This is a genomic window from Pseudomonas sp. TKO26, assembly GCF_003225665.1.
Lineage (GTDB): Bacteria > Pseudomonadota > Gammaproteobacteria > Pseudomonadales > Pseudomonadaceae > Aquipseudomonas > Aquipseudomonas saponiphila.
On sequence record NZ_QKLN01000009.1, the window covers coordinates 136,326 to 158,345 of the forward strand.

The window sequence follows — 22,020 nt, forward strand, 5'->3', positions numbered from 1 at the left end:
GCAGTTACTTAAGGAGTTGCTCATGGCGCCGAAAGCGCATGTGTTTAGAACGTTCGTTATCGGCGCCATCTTTCTGAGTTTGTTCTCTTCGGCAGTCAATGCGGAGATAGTCATTCATGGCACGCGTGTGGTTTATCCGGCGGATGCCCGTGATGTGACACTGAGAATGAATAATCCAGGCAGCGTGCCGATGTTGGTCCAGGCCTGGATTGACGATGGCGATGCCAGTAAGGCCCCAGAAGAACTGAAAGTTCCATTTCAACTGACTCCGGCACTCAGTCGCCTGGAGCCCAATGCCGCGGCGGTATTGCGCATTGGTTATTCGAAAGAACCGTTGCCCGCTGATCGTGAATCACTGTACTGGCTGAATATTCTGGAAGTTCCGCCACAACACAAACAGGATGAAAACCGATTGGCCTTTACCTTTCGTCACCGAATCAAGTTGTTCTTTCGTCCTGCGGACTTGAAGGTCAATGTCAACTCGGCAGTGGAAAAACTCAGTTGGAAGTTTGAGCCCGCGGGAGTTGCCCAGGACAAGGCCGCAGGTCCGGTGGTCCAGGTATCCAATCCAACCCCTTATTACCTGTCCTTCAGCAAGGTCGAGGTGCAAGTGCAGGGGCGCAGCGTCGACCTGGGGGTCGGGATGGTCGCGCCTTTTGCCAGCGAGTCCTTTGCCTGGCCGGCAAACGCCGAAAGAGTGCCCCGCAATGCAGCGGTGCGCTTTGAAGTGGTCAATGACTTCGGCGGCCGGGTGCCGCTGGAAAAGAACCTTCTCTAGTTGTCCGGTCAATTCAACTCCGCTCTTGGCCCTGGTTATTAAACGCTGAGTGCATTGGTATCGATTATGTTCAGTGTGCAGCCCTTCTGGCTGGGTTTTCCTGTGCGTGCGCGAGTCTGTCCTGGTGAGGGACCGGCCCTGCTCTTGCGAGTTCTGTCGGTACTGACCGGGCTGCTGGGGCTGGCGGTTCCTGTGGCAGCCCAACCGACCAGCGCTGATCAAGCCACGCGCTCGGAAGTGCCTGGCGACGCGCCTCAGAACAGCCCGGTGTTCTTCGATACCCAGATGCTGTTCAAGGGGCCGGGAACCCTCATCGACACCCAGCGTTTCGAGCGTCCGGGTTACGTGGCGCCGGGCAAGTACCTGCTGGATGTACGGGTCAGTGGCGCCTGGCGCGGGCTGATCGAGATCGAAATGCGCGAAAGCGCTGACCCCCAGGGCAGCCAGCCCTGCTACGACCGTGGGCTGCTCAAGCAACTGGGCATCGACCTGGACAAAGTCGACGCCGCGCTGGCGCCTGCCAGTCATCCGCTGCAGGGTGACGGGGTGTTCTGCGGGGACCTTGCCAGTTACATCCCCCACGTGACGACAAAGGTCAACATGGCCGAGCAGCAGCTGGAACTCTCGGTGCCCCAGCTGTTCGTGCTGCCTGAACTCGCCTCCAGCTACGTCGATCCGGCCAGCTGGGATTCGGGCATCAACGCGGCCCGGCTCAACTACAGCACCAACCTGTTCAGTTCACAGAGCGGGGGCCGGCGCAGTACCAACGGTTATGCCGGATTGAACATGGGCCTGAACCTGGGCGACCTGCGCCTGCGCCACAGCGGCACCTTGTCCTGGTCGCCCGACAGCGGCAGCGATTATCAGCGGGGCTATATCTACGGCCAGACCGACCTGACCGACTGGCGTTCGCAATTGCTGGTGGGGGAGAGCGTGACCGATGCCGAGCTGTTCGATTCGGTATCGTTTCGCGGGATCAAGCTGTTCAGCGATGAGCGCATGCTGCCCACCACCCAGCGCTATTTCGCCCCGGTGGTGCGCGGCACGGCCAATACCAACGCCAAGGTCACGGTGCAGCAGCGGGGTTACCTGGTGTACGAAACCACCGTCGCCCCGGGCCCCTTCGAGATTGCCGACCTGCAGGCCGCCAGCTTTGGCGGTGACCTGGAGGTGACGGTCACCGAGGCCGACGGGCGCACCCAGCGCTTTACCGTGCCCTTTGCCACCATGGCCCGCCACCTGCGTCCGGGGAGTTCCCGCTACAGCCTGACCGGCGGCCAGGTGATCAGGGCCGGGGGGCGTGGCCAGCATCAGTATGTGGCCCAGGGCACCCTGCAACGCGGGCTGGATAACCAGGTCACCGGTTATGCCGGTGCCTCGCTCACCGGCAGCTACATGGCCGGCCTGATCGGCGCGGCGCTGAACACCGAGTTCGGCGGCTTCGGCCTCGACCTGACCCAGTCCCGTACCCAGGTGCCACGCAACGGCAACCTGCAGGGTTCCAGCCTGCGTCTTTCCTACAGCAAGAACCTGCATGACAGCGGCACTCAGTTCTCGTTGCTGGCTTATCGCTATTCCACCCGGGGCTACCTGAGCCTGAGGGACGCCATCGACTTGGAGGACTTCGTCAACCGAGGCGCGCGGTTCGAAGACTTCGCCCGGGTCCGCGATCGGCTGGATGTCACGATCAACCAGCGGGTGGACGGCATCGGCGGTGACTTCTACCTCAACGGCTCTTCCCTCAACTACTGGAACAGCCGCGGCCAGGCGCGTAACTACGCCATGGGTTACAACCATCAGTGGCGCGGCTTGAGCTACGCCCTGAGCGTCCAGCGGACCCAGGGTTCGAGCCAGTTTTCCGGGCGGCGCACCAGTAGCGAGAACACCCTGTGGAGCCTCAGCCTGTCGCTGCCCCTGGGCGGCGTCTCCGGGCGGTCGACCCTGGCCAATGCGTTCATCAGCCACGACCAGAATTCCGGTGCCCACTACTCCAGCGGCATTTCCGGCTCGCTGGGCGAGCGTGAAACCGCTTCCTATGGTGTGTCGGTGGCCCATGATGCCCTGCCGCGGGAAACCTCGACCAACGCCAACCTGAGCTACTACCTGCCCCAGGTGTCCCTGAGTTCGAGCCTGTCCCAGGGCCGTGACTATCGGGCCCAGTCGCTGGGCGCCTCCGGCGGCATGCTCCTGCATTCCGGGGGCCTGACCCTGTCCCAGACCCTGAGTGAAACCGCCGCCCTGGTGCATGCTCCCCATGCCAAGGGCGCCAGTGTCGGCTATGCCGGTGCGCAGGTGGACGGGCAGGGGTATGCGGTGCTGCCGAGTCTTGCGCCCTACCAGCTCAATACCGTGGACCTGGACCCTGGCGGCATGGCCGACGACGTCGAGCTGCAGGTCAGTTCGCGCAACGTCGCGCCCAGGGCCGGCGCCGTGGTCAGGCTGTCCTACCCGACCCGCAAGGCCCGGGCGTTTCTGATCGACAGCCGGCAGGCCGATGGCACGCCGCTGCCCTTTGCCGCCAGCGTCCTGGACGCCGACAGCGGCGAGGAGCTGGGGGCGGTGGGGCAGGGCAGTCGCCTGGCGCTGCGCAGCGAGAAGGACCAGGGCCGCATCCGTGTGCAGTGGGGCGAGGGCCCCGGCGAGCAGTGCCTGATCGACTATGTATTGGTGCAATCCGCGGCGCACCAGGGCAACGACACGCTGCTGCTCGACCTGCCGTGCCGCGGCCTGTCGCAAGCGGGCGTCACTTCCATGGAGCCAGCGTCTTGAAGGCCAGGCTGGTTTGTGTGGTGCGTGACCTGTGCCTGCTGGGGGCGATGCTGCTGTTCAGTCAGGGCGCCCCGGCCGACCTGTCGATCGTCGGCACACGCTTCATCTACCCCCAGGGACTGGCGGCCTTGAGCATCCGGGTCGGCAACCTCGGCACGGCGCCGCTGTTGCTGCAGACCTGGCTGGACAAGGGCGATGCCTCGGTGGATCCGAGCCGGCTGGCGGTGCCATTCGTGCTTTCGCCCCCGCTGTCGCGGCTTGATCCGCAGCAGAGTGCCGTCCTGTCGCTGCGTCATAGCGGCGAGCCGCTGCCCGCCGATCGCGAGTCGGTGTTCTGGCTCAACTTTCTGGAAGTGCCTTCCCTGCGGCCTCTGAGCAGCAACCAGCTGAACCTGAGCTACCGCCTGCGCATGAAGCTGCTGTATCGCCCCAAGGGCCTGCCGGGTCGCGCCGACGAGGCGGCGCGCCAGCTGCGCTGGAGCCTGCAAGAGGCGACGCAGGCGGCCGGGGCTGCGGTGCTCGGCGTGAGCAATCCGACGCCGTACTACGTGTCCCTGGCTCGAGTGGATGTGGGCGACCAGCGCCACCCCCTGACGGTGCAGGGCATCACCGTCGAGCCGTTCGGCTCGGCACGCCTGCCTTTGCCCGCCGCGCCGGTGTTGAGCGGCGGTGCGGCAGAAATTCGATACCAAGTGGTTTTAGACAGCGGGGAGACGCTGAGTGGACGTGTGCAAATACACCTGTAGTGGTACGGCAGCCGGGCTGCCGGCCGGTGGATGCAAAGGGCGAGGTGCGGGGCGGTTGCGAGTGCCGTCGGCGCTGCCGCCGGTGATGTTGCTGGGGCTGTTGTTGCCCGTGCTGGCGCAGGCCCAGATGCGGGTCCAGGGGACCAGTGCCGGACAGGCCATACGGGATATCGAAGCCACCCAGCCGGCGCTGCCGCTGCCCACCGATGAGGTGCAGTTGGAGGTGCCCAAGGCCGAGCGTTCGACGCCAGCCCCGGACACTTCGGGGGTGCGCTTGCAGATCAAGGCCTTCGTCATCGAGGGCAATCAGGTGTTCAGCGATCAGGACCTGCAGCCGCTGCTGGACGATCTGCGCGGACAAGAACTGGACCTGGGCGGTTTGCGTGACGCAGCGCAGCGCATCACCGCTCATTACCAGCAACAGGGCTACCTGCTGGCCCGGGCCTTTTTGCCGGCCCAGGAAGTCGAGGGCGGTGTGGTGCGCATCGAGGTCATGGAAGGTCGCTACGGCCGGGTCGAGCTGAGCAACCAGTCCCGTGCCCGGGACGGCGTGCTCCGTGCACCGCTGGCCGCCCTGGACAGTGGCCTGGCGGTCAACAGCGCGGAACTCGAGCGCAGCCTGCTGCTGCTCAATGATCTGCCCGGGGTCCGGGCCAAGGGAACCTTGCGTGCGGGGCAGGCTCCCGGCACCAGCGATCTGCTGGTGGAGGCCCAGCCCGGTCCCTGGGCCAGCGGCAGCCTGGAGGCCGACAACTTCGGCGGCTACCACACCGGCGAGTACCGCCTGGGGGGCAGCTTCAACCTGAACAATCCCCTGGGCCTGGGGGACCAGATCAACCTGCGCCTGCTGGGCAGCGATCGGGACCAGCGCTACTGGCGCAGCGCCTATCAACTGCCGGTGGGGCCCTGGTCGACCCGGGTCGGTGCGGCCTATTCGCACATGAGCTACGAGCTCAACAGAAAACGCGTGAAGAAGCTGCAGATGAATGGTCAGGCCAGCGTCCAGAGTGTGTTCCTCGCCCAGCCGATCCTGCGGGGCCGGACCTTCGACCTGAGTGCGCAACTGCAATACGAGAACAAGCAACTGCGCGACGACATCGACCTGTTTGAACTGAGCAAGCGCAAGCACATCGAGTTGTGGACCCTGAGCCTGGGCGGCAACCGCCAGGACCGCTTCCTTGGCGGTGGCTACAACCAGTTCAGCCTGTCCTACGGCTCGGGCCGCCTGACCTTCGATGACGCCTTTGAGCAGCGCATGGACCGCTACACCGCCGCCACCGGTGGCGGCTTCGCCAAGACCAACCTGCAGGTCGCGCGCCTGCAGCGCCTGGGCGACCGCTTCCAGCTCTATGCCCAGGTCAATGCCCAGTGGACTTCGGCCAACCTCGACAGCTCGGAAAAGATGGGGCTCGGCGGCCCCTACGGCGTGCGCGCCTATCCCCTGAGCGCCGGCATCGGCGACCAGGGTTGGCAGGCCGGCCTGGAGCTGAGCTACGCCCTGGCCCCCGGCTGGCAGCTCAGCCTGTTTGCCGACAAGGGCTATGTCCAGGTCAACCGCCAGCCCTGGACCAGTGAAATCAACACCCAGCGCCTGCAAGCGGCGGGGCTGGGGGCGCGCTGGAGCGGCGACCGGCGGCAACTCAACCTGACCAGCGCCTGGCCTCTGGATAACCAGAAGGCCGGGGACGGTCCCGAGCGCACCCCACGGATCTGGGTGAGCGCGACACAGTTTTTCTGAAGGCCTGCGTGTGCTTTGGAAGTAGTGCCGTTCTGCGAAAAACAGCAGAGCGTTTAAACATCAATAAGGAGTCATTGTGAACAAGATTTATGCGTTGGTATGGAACCAGGCCCAAGGATGCTGGAACGTGACGTGCGAGGGCGCGCGGCGCCGGCGTCGCAGTAGTGGGCGCAAGGGGTTGCTGGTGATGGCAGCCGGCTTGCTTTCCCTGGGAGGACTGACGCCGGCGCTGGCGTTGCCCGAAGGCGGCACGCTGGTTTCCGGCAGTGCCAATTACGACGTCAATGGCAACAACCTGGTGATCAATCAAAAGACCGACAAGCTGATCACCAACTGGAACGAGTTCAACATCGCCTCCGATCAGTCGGTGACCTTCAACCAGCCTGGGCGCGACTCCATTGCCCTGAACCGGGTGACCGGCTTCAAGGGCAGCAACATCCAGGGCGTGCTCAACGCCAACGGCCAGGTGTTTCTGATCAACCCCAATGGGGTGGTGATCGGCCAGGGTGCGCAGGTCAACGTGGGCGGCCTGGTGGCCTCGACCCGGGGCATCAGTGATCAGGACTTCAATGACGGTCGCTACCAGTTCTCCGGAAAATCAGCGGTCGAGGTGATCAACGACGGCAAGATCACCACGGATGAAGGCGGCTACGTGGCATTGCTTGGGGCGCGGGTCCGCAACAACGGCGAAATCGTCGCCGATCAGGGCGCGGTGGCCCTGGGGGCCGGCAACGATTTCACCCTGAGCCTGGGTAACGACAACTTGATCAACCTGGAGGTCAAGGGCGCGGCCGCTGATGCCTTGGTGCAGAACACGGCGTTGATCAAGGCCGATGGCGGTCAGGTGCTGATGCTGGCCAAGAGCGCCAATGCGCTGACTCAGACGGTGGTCAACAACCAGGGCGTGATCGAGGCCAATACCCTGTCCAACAAGGGCGGGCGCATTGTCCTGGATGGCGGCGAGCGTGGCGTGGTCAATGTGGGGGGGCGATTGACGGCCAAGGCCACAGCCACCGATGGCAACGGCGGTAGTGTGGAAACCTCGGGCGCGGTCACCCGGGTCGAGCTCAACGCCGAGGTCGATACCCGCTCCAGGAACGGCCGCACCGGCACCTGGGTCATCGAGTCCAACGAGGTCAAGGTGGGGTCGACGGGCGTGGCTGATAGCCCGACCCTGGTCGAAAGCACGCTTTCCCAGAACCTGAACAACACCAGCGTCAACCTGCGCAGTCGTCGTGGCGATGTGACGGTGGACGCTCCGGTTGCGTGGAAAAGCGGCAACCAACTGACCCTGACCTCGGCCAGCGACGTCAAGGTCAATCAGCGGATCGACGCCAAAGGTGCCAACTCGCGTCTGGAATTGAACGCCGCCAAGTCGGTCCGGCTCGACAATCAGGTGAGCCTCACCGGTGCCAACAACAGCCTGGGCGTGAAGTACGGCGAGCAACTGGTGGTGGGCGCCAAGGGGCAGGTGACCTTGTCCGGAGAGAACGCCGGGTTTGACGCCAATGGCAAGCAGCACAAAGTGATCCAGAACAGCCAGCAGTTGCAGGCCATCGGCAACAAGCTCGATGACCACTATGTCCTGGGCAATCAGATCAAGGGGTCAGGGAGCATCAACTCCATTGGCGGTGATCGGTTGTTCAGCGGCTCGCTCAATGGCCTGGGCAATACCATCAGTGGCTTCACCATCAACAGTTCGGGGCTGTACGCCGGACTGTTCGGTCAGTCTTCCGGCAGCATCAGCGATCTGAAGCTGGCTTCAATCACCGTCAACGGGCAAAACAGCCAGAACGGTTTCAGTGAAATCGGCGGCCTGGTGGGGCGCAACAGCGGCAGCATCGCTCGGGTCAGCAGCAGCGATATGCGGGTTTCCGTCAACAGCGACCAGCGCAACAAGGTCGGCGGCCTGGTGGGGGTCAACTACGACGGCTCCATCAGCGACTCTTCGGTAGCGGGCTCGGTGTCTGGCGGTGCCATGACCTCGGCCGTGGGCGGAGTTGTCGGAGAAAACCGTTTCGGCGATGTTCAGGCGGGCGTCGTGAGCCGCAGCTCCAGCCATGTCGATATCACGACTCACATGTACAAGCAGAACATGGGCGGTGCCGGCGGGCTGGTGGGGGTCAACAATGGCGGAGTGATTGCCGATTCGTCGAGCAAGGGCAGCATCGGTACTTACAATCCGCTCTACCAGGGGCTGAACCTGGGCGGGTTGGTGGGCAATAACCAGAACGGCACCATTACCGGTTCCATTTCCTCGATGAACGTGTACGGCTCCCTCAATAGCCATATTGGTGGCCTGGTCGGGCTCAACCGCGCAGGCACCATCCGTGGATCCAGTGCCAGCGGCAACGTCTATGGAGTGGGCACCGAGACCGCAGGCGGGCTGATCGGCATGCAGCAGAACCAGAGCCAGGTGAGCAACGTCCAGGCGACTGGCGACGTGATAGACCGCGTCGGCACGAATCTGGGTGGCCTGATAGGAAAAAGTGACGACAGCACCATCCGCGGCTACATCGAAGCCAAGGGCGATGTCAAAGGCGGTATCAAGTCCAACGTCGGCGGTCTGGTCGGTAGCAACATCGGAGGCCTGATCTACGATGCCAAGGCCCAGGGCGCGGTGGAAGGCTACGCCAAGAGCAATATCGGCGGGCTGGTCGGCTACAACGATGGCGACCTGGTTTCGGTTGAGGCTCACGGCAAGGTCTTTGGCGATACCTACAGCTCCGTGGGTGGGCTGGTGGGCTTCAACGCCGACCACTACAACCACGTCATCGAGCGTGCCGTGGCGACGGGCAACGTCCATGGAACCTGGCACAGCAAGGTCGGGGGCCTGGTCGGCGACAACCAGTCGCGGATCGTCAACTCCGAATCCCGTGGCCGCGTCAGTGGCGGCTGGCGTGCCACCCTGGGTGGCCTGGTGGGCGTGAACGAGGGGCAGATCCAAGGCTCGAAGTCCACTGGCAAGGTCGATACCGTCTGGCACTACTTCCAGAGCTACGGTGATCAGGTCGGCATCAACCACGGTTCCTACTCGTCGGTCCGCGTTCCCGACAGCCTGACGCCCTTGGCCAGCCTGGCGGAATAAGCTGCGCTGATAAAACCTCGGCCCGGCTGCCAGGGACTGCCCCTGGCACGCCGGGCACCGCAACCTGTTCACTATCATTGGTCGGCTCCCGGGGCGCTGTAGAGCGCGCCAGCAGCCGGCATGGAAAAAGAGGGAATGACCAATGAGTGACCCATGGCTCAGGCTCCTCACCGATGGGCGACGGCGCGGACTGTTGATCCGCGCGATGATCCTGCTGCTGTCGTGCTTGCCAGGGGGCTTGCCGGCGTATGCCAAGACGGAGGGCAAGGCCAAGAATTGCGAATTCAGCAGCTATGGCGGCTCTGCCCAGGACTGGGTCGAGATCACGCCATTGACCCGCAGCACGCCGGTGGGCGCGGTATTGCAGCAGCGTCACGTGAACCCGGTCATCGAATACACCACCGAGGAATCCAGAACCCAGGCGCGGCATGAATTGGTGGCCGCTGCGCATTTGCCCGGGGTGAGGTTTCCCGATGGCATCGTTCCGACCAATATCGACGGCATCAGCTTCAAGGTGACGGCCTATCCTACTGGCTCGGACCCCCAGATGCTCACCGGTAACTTCTATCCCCGGGTCCTGGAAAAGTACGCCGTGGAGCACTCAGGCAACCCGCTGAAAAAAGTACCTACGGCTTACGTTTATTCGCTGATCCTGACCCGACCCGCCGATGAGTTGCCCAAGGGGGCGCTGGTGGTCAACAGCTTGAGCGGTGCCCAGGTGGCGCTGTACGCGCTGGATCTGGACGAGGGTGTGGCGATGGTCGGGCAACACTTGCTGGAGCTGCCGCAGCAAGACAACCGGGATCGGTGTTCGAAACAACTGCTGCTCAGCGAGCAGCAACTGCTCGGGAACGATGGGGTCAAGTTCGCCGCCAAGTGCCAGGTGGTCACCCGCAACGTCACACTGCGTCTGGGCAGTCCCTCGGCCCATGACTTTCCCACGCTGGGTTCGACCTCGCCGCCCTCGGCCATGGCCAGGCTTGAAGTCAACGACTGCTCGTTCAACAGCCTGCCGAAGGTCTCGTTCAGCGCCGAACCCGCCTCGCGCTGCGACCCGTCAGGGATACTGGGGCTAACTCAGGATCCGGGACGGTCCGTCGCCAAGGGCGTTGGCATCGTCATGTTCAACGAACAGATTCCGCGGATTCATTGCAACGGCACTCAATACGCCATGGAGCGCCCGTCAGGCAGTGATAGCGCCAGCTTCAGCTTCCGTGCCCAGTACATTCGCACCGGGCCGATCACCGAGGGCTCGGCCAACAGCAGCGCCCAGTTCAATTTCACCTTCGACTGAGCGAACGGCGCTGGCCACCGGGCTTTGCCTGGACGCCGGCCCCCGGGCCTTTCTACACTGACCTCCGTCTGGGGACCGGGGGAGCACCGATGAATCGCAATGAACTGCGCAAGGCCGACATCAACCTGATGGTGGTGTTCGAGGCGTTGATGCTGGAACGCAACGTCACCCGGGTGGCGGAGAAGCTGTTTCTCGGCCAGCCCACCATCAGCTCCGCGCTCAACCGGCTGCGGGCGATGTTCAACGATCCGCTGTTCATCCGGGTCGGCCATCGCATGGAGCCCACCGCGCGCGCCGAGCAGATCATCCAGCACCTGTCGCCGGCCCTGGACGCGTTGTCCTCGGCCCTGAGCCTGACCCACGATTTTGATCCCGCCAGCAGCACCATGACCTTTCGCATCGGCCTGTCCGACGACGTCGAGTTCGGCCTGTTGCCGCCCCTGTTGCGGGCCCTGCGCCAGGAAGCGCCGCAGGTGGTGGTCGTGGTGCAGCATGTGGACTACTGGCGGATTCCCGATCTGCTGGCCTCGGGCGACATCACCGTCGGCATCAGCCAGACCCGCGGCCTGCCGGCCAATGCCAAGCGCAAGTTGCTGCGGCATATCCAGCCCAGCGTGTTGCGGGCCGATGCCAGCGATACGCCGCTGACCCTCGACGAATACTGCGCGCGGCCCCATGTGCTGGTGTCGCACACCGCCAACGTCGCCGGTTTTGCCGATGAGTGGCTGGCGGAAATCGGCCGCACCCGCCAGGTGGTGCTTTCCGTGCCGCAGTACAGTTCGTTGCCGGCGCTGCTGGCGGGCACCGACATGCTCGCCAGCCTGCCGGACTATGCGGCGGCGGCCATGGCCGCCTCGGGGCAACTGTTTGTCGAGCCTTATCCGTTCAAGACCCCGACCCTGGACTTGTCCATGGTCTGGCTCAGTCACGTCGACAGCGATCCCGCGGAACGCTGGCTACGCTCGCGCCTGGAAGCCTTCATGGGGGAAAGGGCGCCCATCGCTCAGTTCTGAGCGGCTACCGCTCGGCTGGCTTGGATTCGCGGGGGCCGGCTTGGCATTGGCGCAGGCGGCTGCTTTGCTGTGTAGGTCTTCTGGTGAAACATCGATCGGTGGAGTGTGCCCATGAGTCGTTCCCGTTCCCTGTTGCGTGGGCGTGGCCGCCACGACAGCGGCAAGGTTGGCATGGTCGAGCTGTTCTTCGACCTGGTGTTCGTGTTCGCCGTGACCCAGCTGTCCCATTCCCTGCTGGCCCATCTGTCCCTGGGCGGCGCCGTGCAGGTGGCGTTGCTGATGGTGGCGGTGTGGTGGGTGTGGATCTTCACCTCATGGATCACCAACTGGCTGGATCCGGAAACCCTGCCGATCCGCCTCGGGCTGTTCGTGCTGATGGTGGCGGGGCTGCTGCTGTCCTCGTCGATTCCCCAGGCCTTCGGCGAGCGCGGCCTGCTGTTCGCCGGCGCCTATGTGTTCATGCAGGTGGGGCGCACCGCCTATTCCCTGTGGGCGGTGCGCGGCGAGCCGTTGAACATGACCCGCAATTTCCAGCGCATCCTGCTGTGGCTGCTGTTCTCCGGGGTCTTCTGGATCAGCGGCGGCCTGCTCGAAGGTCCGCAGCGCCTGGCGTGCTGGGGGCTGGCCCTGGCCATCGAGGTGCTGTCGCCGTCGCTGTATTTCTGGGTGCCGGGGCTGGGCCGTTCGACCCTGGCCGACTGGAACGTGGAAGGCAATCACATGGCCGAGCGCTGTGGCCTGTTCGTGATCATCGCCCTGGGGGAGTCGCTGCTGGTGACCGGTGCCACCTTCGCCGAGCTGACCACCAGCGCCCAGGGCCTGTTGGGCTTCGTGGTGGCGGTGCTGGGCAGCATCGCCATGTGGTGGGTGTACTTCGACAGTGGTGCCGAACGGGCCCATCACCGTATCGCCCACTCCGCCGATCCGGGGCGCCAGGCGCGGATTGCCTACACCTACCTGCACCTGTTGATCGTGGCTGGGATCATCGTCAGCGCCGTGGCCGATGAACTGGTGCTGATGCACCCGGATCACGCCAGTCCGGCCGGGGTGCTGGTGATCGTCGGCGGCCCCTGGCTGTTTCTCCTGGGCTGCGCCCTGTTCAAGTGGGTAATGAACGACCGGCCCTTGCCGCCGCTGTCGCACCTGGCCGGGCTGCTGGTGCTCCTGCTGTTGTTGCCGGCGGCCGGCAGTCAGCTGTTTTCCGCCCTGGCGCTGGGCAGCCTGAGCACCCTGGTGATGGTGGGCGTGGCGGCCTGGGAAACCCTGGCCCTGCGTGAGCGAACGCCGACGGCGGGGCACTGAGGTCAACAACCTGTTCGGTCGGATGCCGCGGCTTGTGTAGTATGGAGCGCCTTTTTCCCTGACAGACCAGGAGTTCTGCCATGCCGCACCTGCATATGGAATACACCGCCAACCTGCCGCAACTGGACGTCGACAAGGCGCTGCTGCGACTCAACCACGGGTTGGTGGCGTCCGGGCAGTTCTCCGACGAGTTCGATATCAAGAGCCGCGCGGTCAAGGTCGAGGCGTTCCGGGTCGGCACGGGCCTGGGCGAGCGGGCCTTTGTCCACGTCAAGCTGGCCTTGCTAAGCGGCCGTTCGCCGGAGGTCAAGAAGCATTTGTCCGAGAGCCTGCTGGCGGTGTTGCAGGACCTTGCGCCCTGGCCACAAGAGCTGCAGGTGCAGCTGTGCGTGGAACTGATCGACATCGACCGCGCGTCCTACAGCAAGGCCGCCGTCGGCCGCTGAGGGCTAGGCCAGGCCCGGTTCGGCGCAGACCTTGACTACCTGTTCGCGGAACCAGGCCTGCGCACTGTCCTGATCGGTGTGCTGGCTCCATTGCATGTCCAGGGTGAACCCCGGCAGCCCGCTGGGTGCCTCGCAGTGGTTGAACACCGCCTCGTTGGCCAGCAGGCCCTGGATGCGTCGCGGCAGGGTGAGGATGAAGTCGGTGCCGGTGATCATCTTCAACGCCGCGCTGTAGCTGTTGGAGCGGGCGACGATCTGCCGCTTGTGGGCCTGGCGGGCCAGCCAGCCATCCACCATGTTGCTGTCCGAGGTCCAGGGCGTGGGAAACACATGACGCCGCTCGATGAACGACTGCAGGCTGAAGCGCGGTTCCTTGGGCGGCGTCGCGCGCTTGTCGAAGACGCACACCAGATCGTCCTCCAGCAGCATCTGCGACTTCAGGTCGGCATGGCTGGCGTGGAAGTTGGGGCCGAAACAGATCACCAGGTCGACGCTGCCATCGCGCAGCTCCTCGGCGGGAACATCGCTCTCCAGTTTCTGCACATTGACCGTCACCGGCAGGTCGGCGTAGTCGAAGCCCTTGAGTAGCCGGGGCAGGATCAACAGCTCGAAGTATTCCGGCGCGCACAGGTTGAAGGTCACGGCCTGGCGGGTCGGATCGAATGCCGGCACGCCGCTGTGACACAGGTTGATGCTCTCCAGGATCTTCAGCACGTGGCTGTACATGCTGGTGGCCTTGTAGGTCGGGCGCATGCCGTTGCGGGTCGGGACGAACAGTTCGTCCTCGAAGCCGTTGCGCAGTTTCTTCAGGCAGTAGCTGACCGTCGACTGACTGACGCACAGGGTTTCCGACACCCCGGTGACACTGCTTTGCTCGTACACCGCGACAAAGACCATCAGGTCCTGCATGTCGAGTTTTCTGAGCACGTTGTTGATGAGCATCCGTTCCATCCCGCTGGGCACCTGGCGCCGGTGGCGCGCAAACCGGGTCGATGCTAGCGGAACGATCGTCCTAATTAAATGCCCGGAGCGGGGATTCGCGGACAGCATCGGGACATTAAATTCCGATAACACGACCTGCGCATTTTCCCTCAACCAGCGGGTGCCTGTCCCGGGGCAATTTCAGGCCGTGGCAGCCTTCGCACGGCTGCCCTGCACCAGGCCGACCATGCCCAGGACCACCAGCACGGCACCGAGCACTTCCGCGGTTCGCGGTGTCTGGCCCAGCCACAGCCAATGGAACAGTGTCAGCAACAGGGTGCTGAGGTAGATGTAGGAAATCACCGTGGACGTGGCGATGACGCCAATCGCCCGGTGCAACAGCCAGAAGGTCGCCAGGGTGGCAAACAGCGCCAGGTACAGCAGCCACAGCAGATCCTGGCTGCCCAGCAGGGTCGCGCTGCGCCAGCCGCCGCTGGCCAGACTGGCGGCAAACAGAAACAGGGCGCCGAACAGCATGTTCCAGAAGGTCATGGCCGCCGGGCTGCACCCTTGCAGGCTATTGGCCTTGAGGCGCTGGCTCAGCGGCGAGTAGGCGGCCATGGCCAGGCATCCCAGGCCATAGACGCCCATGGCGTACAGCGACGGCCATTGCCCCGGAGCCCCTCCCTTGAGGATCAGCAGCAAGGCCCCGGCGCCGGCCACCAGCATCGCCGGCCAGCGCCGGGGCTGGCGATCACCGGGCAGCAGCCAGCCTTCGAACACCAGGGTCAGCAGCGGCACCAGGGTGAACAGGGTTCCGGTGGTGACCGCCGAGGTGTAGCGCAAGGCCTCGAACAGCGAGCCGAAGTACAGCGCCAGCAGCAGCCCCAGCACTGCATGGGCCCGAAGCCCCGCCAGGCTCATCGTCGAGGAGCCTTTGAGCCAGAGCAGGGGGGCGAATAGCAGGGCCGAGAACAGCAGGGCCGAGAACAGCAGGCGCAGCGCGGTCAGCAGCACCGGGTCGATGGCCTGGTTGACCTGGGCGGCGGCGAAGAACGAGGCGGCGATCAGCACTGCCCACAGCAGCATGCCGAGATGCGCCTGGGTGAAGTTCACGGGATTCATGACAGGCTCCGGTGGATCAGCGGATGTGCTGGCGGTAATGCCGCGGATCGAAACGCAGCACCATGAGGACCATCACCAGCATCACGGCGGTCAGTGACCACCAGGCCCATTCGAAGCTGCCCAGCTGGTCGCGGATCACCCCCGCCAGCAGCGGCGACAGGCCGGCGATCAGGTAGCCGATGCCCTGCACGAAGGCAGTCAGGCCGCCGGCCCGGCGCGGGTCGGGCAGGTGGTCCAGGGATACGATCAGGCTCATGGGAAACAGCCCGCCAATGCCCAGGCCCAGCAGGCATGGCCAGAGCAGGCTCAGGTGCTGCGGGCTGAGGATCAAGCCGCAGAAGCCGGCGATGATCAGCAGCAGCAGGCCCGCCAGGACCCGGCGCCGGTCCGGGTTGCGGTTGGCGATGGCCGGGGTGACCAGCCCGGAAAGCACTTCCATGGCGGTGAGAAAGCCCAGCAGCAGGCCGGCGTTCTGTTCACTCCAGCCGTTCTCCACGTAATAGGGCGCCAGCCACGCCAGCACGCAGGTGTAGGAGGCGGTGCCGAGGCCGAAGAACACCGCCAGCAGCCAGGCCCGACGGTTGCCGGCAAAGGATTCCCGTGCGCCGCGCGAGGCGGGCAGGCTCGGCAGCGAGCTGCGCTGGGCGTACCAGAACCCCAGCGCCAGCAGGGCCAGGGCGGCCCAGATCGCCAGGGCCAGGCGCCAGCTGCCGCTGTAATTCATCACCAGCGGGGCGAAGGACGCCGCGATGGCCGCGCCGCCCATGATCGAGGTGACATACAGGCCCATGAACAGCGAGACATTGTCGGCAAAACGCGACTTGATCAGCGCCGGCATCAGCGCCTGGATCAGGGCGATGCCGATGCCGGCCAGCACCGCGCTGAGAATCAGCTCGGCGGCCGAATCCATGAACAACCGCGAAACGGTCGCCAGGCCGATGATCAGCAGTGACAGGAGCACGGTACGGTGTTCGCCCAGGCGTTGGCTGATGGCCATGCCGAAGAACATCGCCAGGCCCATGGCCATCACCGGCAGCATGGTCAGCAACGAGGCCAGGCTGAAGCTCAAGGGAATGTCGCCACGGATGCCCGACAGCAGCGGGCCGACGGCGGCCATCGACGGCCGCAGATTGAGCGCCACCAGAATCACGCTGACCATCAGCCAGAGCGCGGGGCGGGAAGTAGCACGAATATTTTCCATAACCAGACCTTGAAGAAATCAGGGCCTGATTAGGCGGTGCGGCTCAGAAACGGCGCAAATCAGAAAGTCTGAGGTGTTATTTAAGAATTAAATAAGCCGCAAGCCGCAAGCCGCAAGCTGCAAGCGGGGTGCCTGAACTTGCAGCTTGAAGCTTGAAGCTTGCCACTCAAAGCTGCCTTTAGAACGGCTTGGTCGGCAGGTATTTGCCGTCCAGGGTGATTACGGCGCGGGAGCCGCCTTCGGGGTCATCGACCTTCTTGATGTCCAGCTTGAAGTTGATGGCGCTGATGATGCCGTCGCCGAATTGTTCGTGGACCAGGGCCTTGAGGGTCGATCCGTAGACCTGGAGCATTTCGTAGAAGCGGTACACGGTCGGGTCGGTGGGGATGCCACCGGCGATGCTGCCGCGCAGGGGGATGCTTTGCAGCAGGCGGCTGGCGTCCTGGTCCAGGCCGAGCTTGTTACACACCAGGTCGGCGGCTGCGGCCGGCAGGGCATGCTGGCCCAGCAGGGCGGCGGTGACGAAGGCCAGGCTCAGCCCGGTGCCGTCGGTGAGGTCCTGCCACGACAGGTTCTTGCGTGCCTTGGCATCGATGATGGTGTCGGCCAGGGCCAGGCGTGGGGCTTGGGCAAATTGCGATTGCAGCATGGGGTGATTCCTCTTGGGTGACGAAAGGGCAGCGGCTCAGGCCGCGCTGGAAGGTTGGCTGGCCAGGGCACAGGTGTGCGGATGCTCGGCCAGGGACACGAAGCGTTGGTGATTGCCGTCGAGGGCGGCGATGGCGCCGCTTTCGATGTCATAGACCCAGCCATGCAGGTTCAGCCGCCCCTGTTCCAGGGCCAGGGCCACCGCGGGGTGGGTCTTGAGGTTAGCCAACTGGGCAATCACGTTGTCGCGCACCAGGGCGTCCAGGTGTGCGGCCGGCGAGGCGTGCTGGCGGGCGGCGTTGATCACCTTGGCCGACTCGGCGTGGCGCAGCCAGTTGGCCACGGCGGGCAGGTGGTCGAGGCATGTGCAGGAGGCTATGGCGGTCATCGCGCCGCAGTCGGAGTGGCCGCAGATGACGATGTCGCTGACCCCCAGCACCGCGACGGCATATTCCACGGTGGCCGACACGCCGCCCGGCTCGGGGCCGTAGCTGGGCACGATATTGCCGGCGTTGCGGATCACGAACAGGTCGCCGGGCTCCTGCTGGGTCAGCAGCTCGGGCACTACCCGGCTGTCGGAGCAGGTGATGAACAGGGTGCCGGGGCTCTGGGTGCTGGCCAGTTGCTTGAATAGCGCACTGCGTTGAGGAAAGGCCTCGCGCTGGAACTTGAGGAAGCCGTCGATGATGTTCTGCATGGGATTCTCCTTGCGTCGCTGATGGGGCAAGGATGGAAGTTTTCAGCTATAGCGTCCAAGACCGGCTTATTATGCTTTCCATAAGTACAGCCTATAGTTGGAGCCTGCATGCTGCTGCGTCATATCCGTTACCTGCTGGCCGTGGCCGAGCACTGCAATTTCACCCGCGCCGCCGAGGCGCTGCATGTGTCGCAGCCGACCCTGTCGCAGCAGATCAAGCAATTGGAGGAAGCGCTGGGCGCACCGCTGTTCGATCGCTCCGGGCGCAGCGTGCGCCTCACCGACGCGGGCCAGGCCTATGTCGCCTATGCCCGGCGGGCGCTGCAGGATCTGCAAGCGGCCAAGCGGGCGATCCACGATGTACAGGACTTGAGCCGCGGCTCGTTGCGCCTGGCGCTGACCCCGACCTTCACCGCCTACCTGGCCGGGCCCTTGCTCAGCCGCTTTCACCAGCGCTATCCGGGCATCAATCTGAGCATCGAGGAAATGACCCAGGACCGCCTGGAAGCGGCGCTGGCCGAGGACCGCCTGGACCTGGCGATCGCCTTTGCCGGCGAGCACCTGGCGGAGGTCGACAGCCAGGCGCTGTTCAGCGAAACCCTGAGCCTGATGGTCGGCCCGCAGTACCCGCAGCCGGACAGCCTGCCCCTGACGAGCGAGGCGCTGGGCCGTCAGTCCCTGGTGCTGCTCAGTGGCGATTTCGCCACCCGCCGGCATATCGACCGGTATTGCCGGCAGCAGGGCATTGCGCCGCGGATTGTCGCCGAGGCCAATTCGGTCAGCGCGATTGTCGAGATGGTCCGGCACGGGCAGTTGGCGACTATCCTGCCCAGCTCGATTGCCCGGGAGCAGCCGGGGTTGCGCAGCCTGGCCCTGCAGTCAGCGCTGGCGCCACGCCGCGTGGTGCTGCTGGAACGCCGTGGCGCCTACCGCAGCGCCGCCAGCCAGGCTTTCCGGCAAATGCTGCTGGATCAGGGCGCGGGCGCGGCCAGCCACTGATTGACCACCTGGTCGTAGGCGCCGGTGGCCTTGCTCAGGTGCAGCCACTGGTCGACGTAGCTTTTCCAGGCCATGTCGTCCCGGGGTAGGAGGAAGGCCTTCTCGCTGTATTGCAGGTAGCGTTCGGGATGGACCGCGCACAGGCCCGGCTTGTGCTTTTGCTGGAAGCGCGCTTCCGAGGCGTCGGTGATCATCACGTCGGCCTGTTTGCTCAGCAGTTGATCGAAGATCTTCACGTTGTCGGCGAACAGGATCAGGTTGGCCTTGGGCGCGTGTGCCCGGGCGAAGATTTCGTTGGTGCCGCCCGGCGGTTCGATCAGGCGCACCGAGGGCTGGTTGATCTGCTCCAGGGTTTCATAGCGCTTGAGGTCCTGGCAGCGCACCAGGGGAATCTTCCCGTCGACGCCCAGGGGCTGGCTGAAGAAGGCGGTTTTCTGCCGCTCCAGGGACACCGAAATACCGCCCACGGCGATGTCGCACTGCTGGCTGTGGAAGTCGGCCATCAGGCTCTTCCAGGTGGTGCCGATCCACTTCACCCGGACCCCAAGGCTCTGGGCCAGGGATTGGGCCATGGCAATGTCGATGCCTTCGTACTGGCCGTCGTCGCGCAGGTAGCTGTAGGGCTTGTAGTCGCCGGTGGTGCAGACCTTCAACTGGCCGCGCTCGAGCACCTGGTCCAGGCGCGAGCTGGCGTCCTGGGCGAAGCCGATGGCGGGGGCGCTGAGGCCCAGCAGGGTGCAGAGCAGGAAGCGGCGGAGCATGGGGTCGATCCTTGAGTGGTGGGCGGGGCGGGGTGCCGGAGCATTATTGGTGTCCGGTCAAGGGCGGGCAAGCAGGGGGTTGTTCAGCGCTGGTACAGGAGCGCGTGCGGGCTTTCGACCTTTTTTTCACGAACGACTGGTTAATCTGCAATCTCTGGATACCCACAAGAGCTCGCCAGTCATGTCGTCTCACCCCCCACCGTCCATCGAACTGGAGTTCGCTCGGCGTTACGACCAGGAGCATGCGCGCGTCTGCGGCGAACCTCGGCCTGTCGGGCTCGGTGCACGCCTGGCGCACTGGCGCACCACGTGTCTGGTCCGCCATGCCCTGAAAGTGGCCGGGGAACCGGGGCTGATCCTGGACGTGGCCTGCGGCGCCGGACGTTACTGGCCAGTGCTGGCCGAGCATGGCAATCGGGTGATCCTGGCGGCTGACCCTTCCCAGGACATGCTCAAGCATGCCCAGACCCACCATCCGGCCAGCCTGATGCAACGGGTCAAGACCTTTCACAGTTCGGCGTTCGACATCGGTCTGCCGGCCAATGCGGTGGACAGCATCATCTGCATGCAGCTCTTCGCCCATGTGAGCCACAGCGAGGACCGCCTGGCGCTGCTGCAGGAGTTCCATCGGGTCAGCCGTGACTCGGTGATCATCGCCACTCGGGTCGAGCCGCTGTTGAATGTCCGTGGGGCCGCGCCCGCCGGGCCTACGGCCTTGCGCCCGGTCAGCAAGGGGCTGCTGGAAGGCGAGTTCAGGCAGGCCGACTTTGAGGTCCTGAGCCATCAGGATCTGCTGCCCGGTTTTGGGGCGCTGCGGGTCTACGTCCTCAGAAAACACAGCTAGTTACCACTCTCGGACTATTCTTGCCCTCCGGCAGAAGGTTTCGCACTTGCTCTTGTCGGGTGAGTGCTCAGAAATCGCCGGCGGCGATATATACTGCGCGCCATTCTTCAAGGGAGAGCCGTGTGGCCATCGATATACACTGGATTCGCGACAACGATAGCCTCGGTCAGCTTTGTGCTCAGTGGCAGCAATTGCCCTTCGTCGCCCTCGACACCGAATTCATGCGGGTCGATACTTTTTACCCCATCGCCGCCCTGTTGCAGATTGGCGATGGGCAGCGCGCCTACCTGATTGATCCTTTGACCATCGACGACTGGCAGCCCCTGGCGGCCCTGCTGGAGAACCCGGCGGTGGTCAAGGTGGTGCATGCCTGCAGCGAAGACCTCGAAGTCCTGCTGCGTCTGACCGGCAGCCTGCCGGCGCCATTGTTCGACACCCAACTGGCGGCCGCCTACCTGAACCTGGGTTTCTCCATGGGATATTCGCGCCTGGTGCAGGAAGTCCTGGGGATCGAGTTGCCCAAGGGCGAAACCCGCTCCGACTGGCTGCAGCGTCCGCTGTCGGAAACCCAGGTCAGCTACGCCGCCGAAGACGCCGTGCACCTGGCCCAGGTGTTCACCGAACTGCGGCCCAAGTTGTCCGCAGACAAGTACCGCTGGGTGCTCGAAGACGGTGCCGAGCTGGTGGCCAACCTGCGCCGTGAAGTGGACCCCTACGAGGTCTATCGCGAGGCCAAGCTGGCCTGGAAACTGTCCCGCGCCCAGTTGGCCGTGCTGCGCGAGCTCTGTGCCTGGCGCGAGCGTGAAGCCCGTGCCCGGGACTTGCCGCGCAACCGCATCGTGCGTGAGCACGCCCTCTGGCCCCTGGCCAAGACCCAGCCCGAGACCCTGGCGGCGCTGGCCAAGATCGAAGACATGCACCCGCGTACCGTGCGCCAGGACGGCGAGTTTCTCCTCGACCTGATCAAGCGCACCGCAGCCCTGGGCCCGGACCAGTGGCCACCGGCCATCCCCGAGCCGTTGCCGATCGAAGCCGCGACCCTGCTCAAGCGCCTCAAGGCTGTGGGCCAGGTCGAGGCCGAGCGCCTGGGCATCGCCCCGGAAGTCATGTTGCGCAAGAAAACCCTGGAAAGCCTGCTCAAGAGCGGTTTCCCCAACGGGCCCTACCAATTGCCTGATTCGCTGCGTGGCTGGCGCCGCGAATTGATGGGCCAGGCACTGCTGGACAGCCTGGCCACCGCCGGAGAACAGCCTTGAAACGTATCTGCTCCATCTATAAAAGCCCGCGCAAGAACGAGATGTACCTCTACGTACTCAAAAGCGAGGCTCTGGAACGCGTGCCGGAAAACCTGCTGCTGGCTTTCGGCAAGCCGCAACATGCCTTCGACCTGGTCCTGACCCCGGAGCGCAAGCTGTCCCGGGAGGATATCCACCAGGTACTGGAGAACCTCGATAAGCAGGGTTATCACCTGCAGATGCCGCCGGCCGAAGACGAGTACATCGAGCATTTGCCCGAAGAGCTGCTGCGTCGCAATGATCCGGTCTGACCCGTAGCGGCTCGGTCCCGAGCCGCTGTTAGATGCAAACTGACTGACTTGGCCGCCGCCTTGATCGATGGAGCGATACTCCGTCGGCGGCGACCTGCACCGTT

General features: G+C 64.5%; 19 protein-coding genes. 13 read left to right on the forward strand and 6 right to left on the reverse strand.

Going from position 1 to position 22,020, the window contains the following annotated elements; genetic code table 11:
- Positions 1 to 22: 22 nt before the first annotated feature.
- The 9 genes from DNK59_RS15495 to DNK59_RS15535 all read left to right on the forward strand — a co-directional run bounded on the left by DNK59_RS15495 (position 23) and on the right by DNK59_RS15535 (position 13,174).
- Entirely contained in the window at positions 23 to 778 is a 756-nt protein-coding gene (locus tag DNK59_RS15495; RefSeq protein ID WP_110723756.1) for a molecular chaperone, read from the forward strand.
- 66 nt (positions 779 to 844) lie between these two features.
- A complete protein-coding gene (locus DNK59_RS15500; protein WP_371920289.1) occupies positions 845 to 3,547 on the forward strand; it encodes a fimbria/pilus outer membrane usher protein in 2,703 nt (900 codons plus the stop codon).
- Positions 3,544 to 4,293 carry a fimbria/pilus periplasmic chaperone gene (locus tag DNK59_RS15505; protein ID WP_256596388.1) on the forward strand — a complete coding sequence of 250 codons (750 nt, stop codon included), beginning with the start codon at positions 3,544 to 3,546 and terminating at the stop codon, positions 4,291 to 4,293. Before DNK59_RS15500 ends, DNK59_RS15505 begins: the two co-directional genes overlap by 4 nt.
- Positions 4,294 to 4,378: 85 nt before the next feature.
- Positions 4,379 to 6,031: a ShlB/FhaC/HecB family hemolysin secretion/activation protein gene (locus DNK59_RS15510; protein ID WP_110723812.1), complete on the forward strand. Its 1,653-nt coding sequence runs from the start codon at positions 4,379 to 4,381 to the stop codon at positions 6,029 to 6,031.
- Between the two features lie 76 nt (positions 6,032 to 6,107).
- Complete coding sequence (locus DNK59_RS15515) at positions 6,108 to 9,119, forward strand: GLUG motif-containing protein (protein ID WP_110723757.1); 3,012 nt, start codon at positions 6,108 to 6,110, stop codon at positions 9,117 to 9,119.
- Between the two features lie 142 nt (positions 9,120 to 9,261).
- Entirely contained in the window at positions 9,262 to 10,413 is a 1,152-nt protein-coding gene (locus DNK59_RS15520; RefSeq protein WP_110723758.1) for a fimbrial protein, read from the forward strand.
- A gap of 89 nt (positions 10,414 to 10,502) precedes the next feature.
- Positions 10,503 to 11,426 (forward strand): LysR substrate-binding domain-containing protein, encoded by a 924-nt coding sequence (locus DNK59_RS15525; protein WP_092320419.1) that lies wholly within the window; start codon positions 10,503 to 10,505, stop codon positions 11,424 to 11,426.
- Between the two features lie 111 nt (positions 11,427 to 11,537).
- On the forward strand, positions 11,538 to 12,728 hold the full coding sequence (locus DNK59_RS15530; RefSeq protein ID WP_092320420.1) for a low temperature requirement protein A: 1,191 nt from the start codon (positions 11,538 to 11,540) through the stop codon (positions 12,726 to 12,728).
- A gap of 80 nt (positions 12,729 to 12,808) precedes the next feature.
- Entirely contained in the window at positions 12,809 to 13,174 is a 366-nt protein-coding gene (locus tag DNK59_RS15535) for a 5-carboxymethyl-2-hydroxymuconate Delta-isomerase (protein WP_092320421.1), read from the forward strand.
- Positions 13,175 to 13,177: 3 nt separating this feature from the next.
- Here DNK59_RS15535 and DNK59_RS15540 read toward each other — a convergent pair whose 3' ends face one another.
- The 5 genes from DNK59_RS15540 to DNK59_RS15560 form a co-directional block, all read right to left on the reverse strand.
- Positions 13,178 to 14,116 (reverse strand): LysR family transcriptional regulator, encoded by a 939-nt coding sequence (locus DNK59_RS15540; protein WP_110723759.1) that lies wholly within the window; start codon positions 14,114 to 14,116, stop codon positions 13,178 to 13,180.
- 180 nt (positions 14,117 to 14,296) lie between these two features.
- Positions 14,297 to 15,220 carry a DMT family transporter gene (locus DNK59_RS15545; RefSeq protein ID WP_110723760.1) on the reverse strand — a complete coding sequence of 308 codons (924 nt, stop codon included), beginning with the start codon at positions 15,218 to 15,220 and terminating at the stop codon, positions 14,297 to 14,299.
- Positions 15,221 to 15,236: 16 nt separating this feature from the next.
- On the reverse strand, positions 15,237 to 16,421 hold the full coding sequence (locus tag DNK59_RS15550) for a cyanate transporter (protein ID WP_092320424.1): 1,185 nt from the start codon (positions 16,419 to 16,421) through the stop codon (positions 15,237 to 15,239).
- Positions 16,422 to 16,599: 178 nt separating this feature from the next.
- Positions 16,600 to 17,070 carry a cyanase gene (cynS, locus tag DNK59_RS15555; RefSeq protein ID WP_092320425.1) on the reverse strand — a complete coding sequence of 157 codons (471 nt, stop codon included), beginning with the start codon at positions 17,068 to 17,070 and terminating at the stop codon, positions 16,600 to 16,602.
- A gap of 36 nt (positions 17,071 to 17,106) precedes the next feature.
- On the reverse strand, positions 17,107 to 17,766 hold the full coding sequence (locus tag DNK59_RS15560; protein WP_092320426.1) for a carbonic anhydrase: 660 nt from the start codon (positions 17,764 to 17,766) through the stop codon (positions 17,107 to 17,109).
- 108 nt (positions 17,767 to 17,874) lie between these two features.
- Here DNK59_RS15560 and cynR point away from each other — a divergent pair, with 108 nt between their 5' ends.
- Positions 17,875 to 18,765, forward strand: coding sequence for a transcriptional regulator CynR (gene cynR / locus DNK59_RS15565; protein ID WP_110723761.1), 891 nt, complete (start codon positions 17,875 to 17,877; stop codon positions 18,763 to 18,765).
- Here cynR and DNK59_RS15570 read toward each other — a convergent pair.
- Positions 18,738 to 19,526 (reverse strand): transporter substrate-binding domain-containing protein, encoded by a 789-nt coding sequence (locus DNK59_RS15570; RefSeq protein WP_110723762.1) that lies wholly within the window; start codon positions 19,524 to 19,526, stop codon positions 18,738 to 18,740. The two genes, cynR and DNK59_RS15570, sit on opposite strands and share 28 nt — an antisense overlap.
- A 181-nt stretch (positions 19,527 to 19,707) precedes the next feature.
- Between DNK59_RS15570 and DNK59_RS15575 the strand changes: the two genes are divergently transcribed.
- The 3 genes from DNK59_RS15575 to DNK59_RS15585 all read left to right on the forward strand — a co-directional run bounded on the left by DNK59_RS15575 (position 19,708) and on the right by DNK59_RS15585 (position 21,916).
- Positions 19,708 to 20,370, forward strand: coding sequence for a class I SAM-dependent methyltransferase (locus DNK59_RS15575; protein ID WP_110723763.1), 663 nt, complete (start codon positions 19,708 to 19,710; stop codon positions 20,368 to 20,370).
- 122 nt (positions 20,371 to 20,492) lie between these two features.
- Positions 20,493 to 21,626, forward strand: coding sequence for a ribonuclease D (gene rnd / locus DNK59_RS15580; protein ID WP_092320430.1), 1,134 nt, complete (start codon positions 20,493 to 20,495; stop codon positions 21,624 to 21,626).
- Entirely contained in the window at positions 21,623 to 21,916 is a 294-nt protein-coding gene (locus DNK59_RS15585) for a YcgL domain-containing protein (RefSeq protein WP_092320431.1), read from the forward strand. The genes rnd and DNK59_RS15585 overlap by 4 nt, the downstream gene beginning before the upstream one ends.
- Positions 21,917 to 22,020 lie beyond the last annotated feature (104 nt).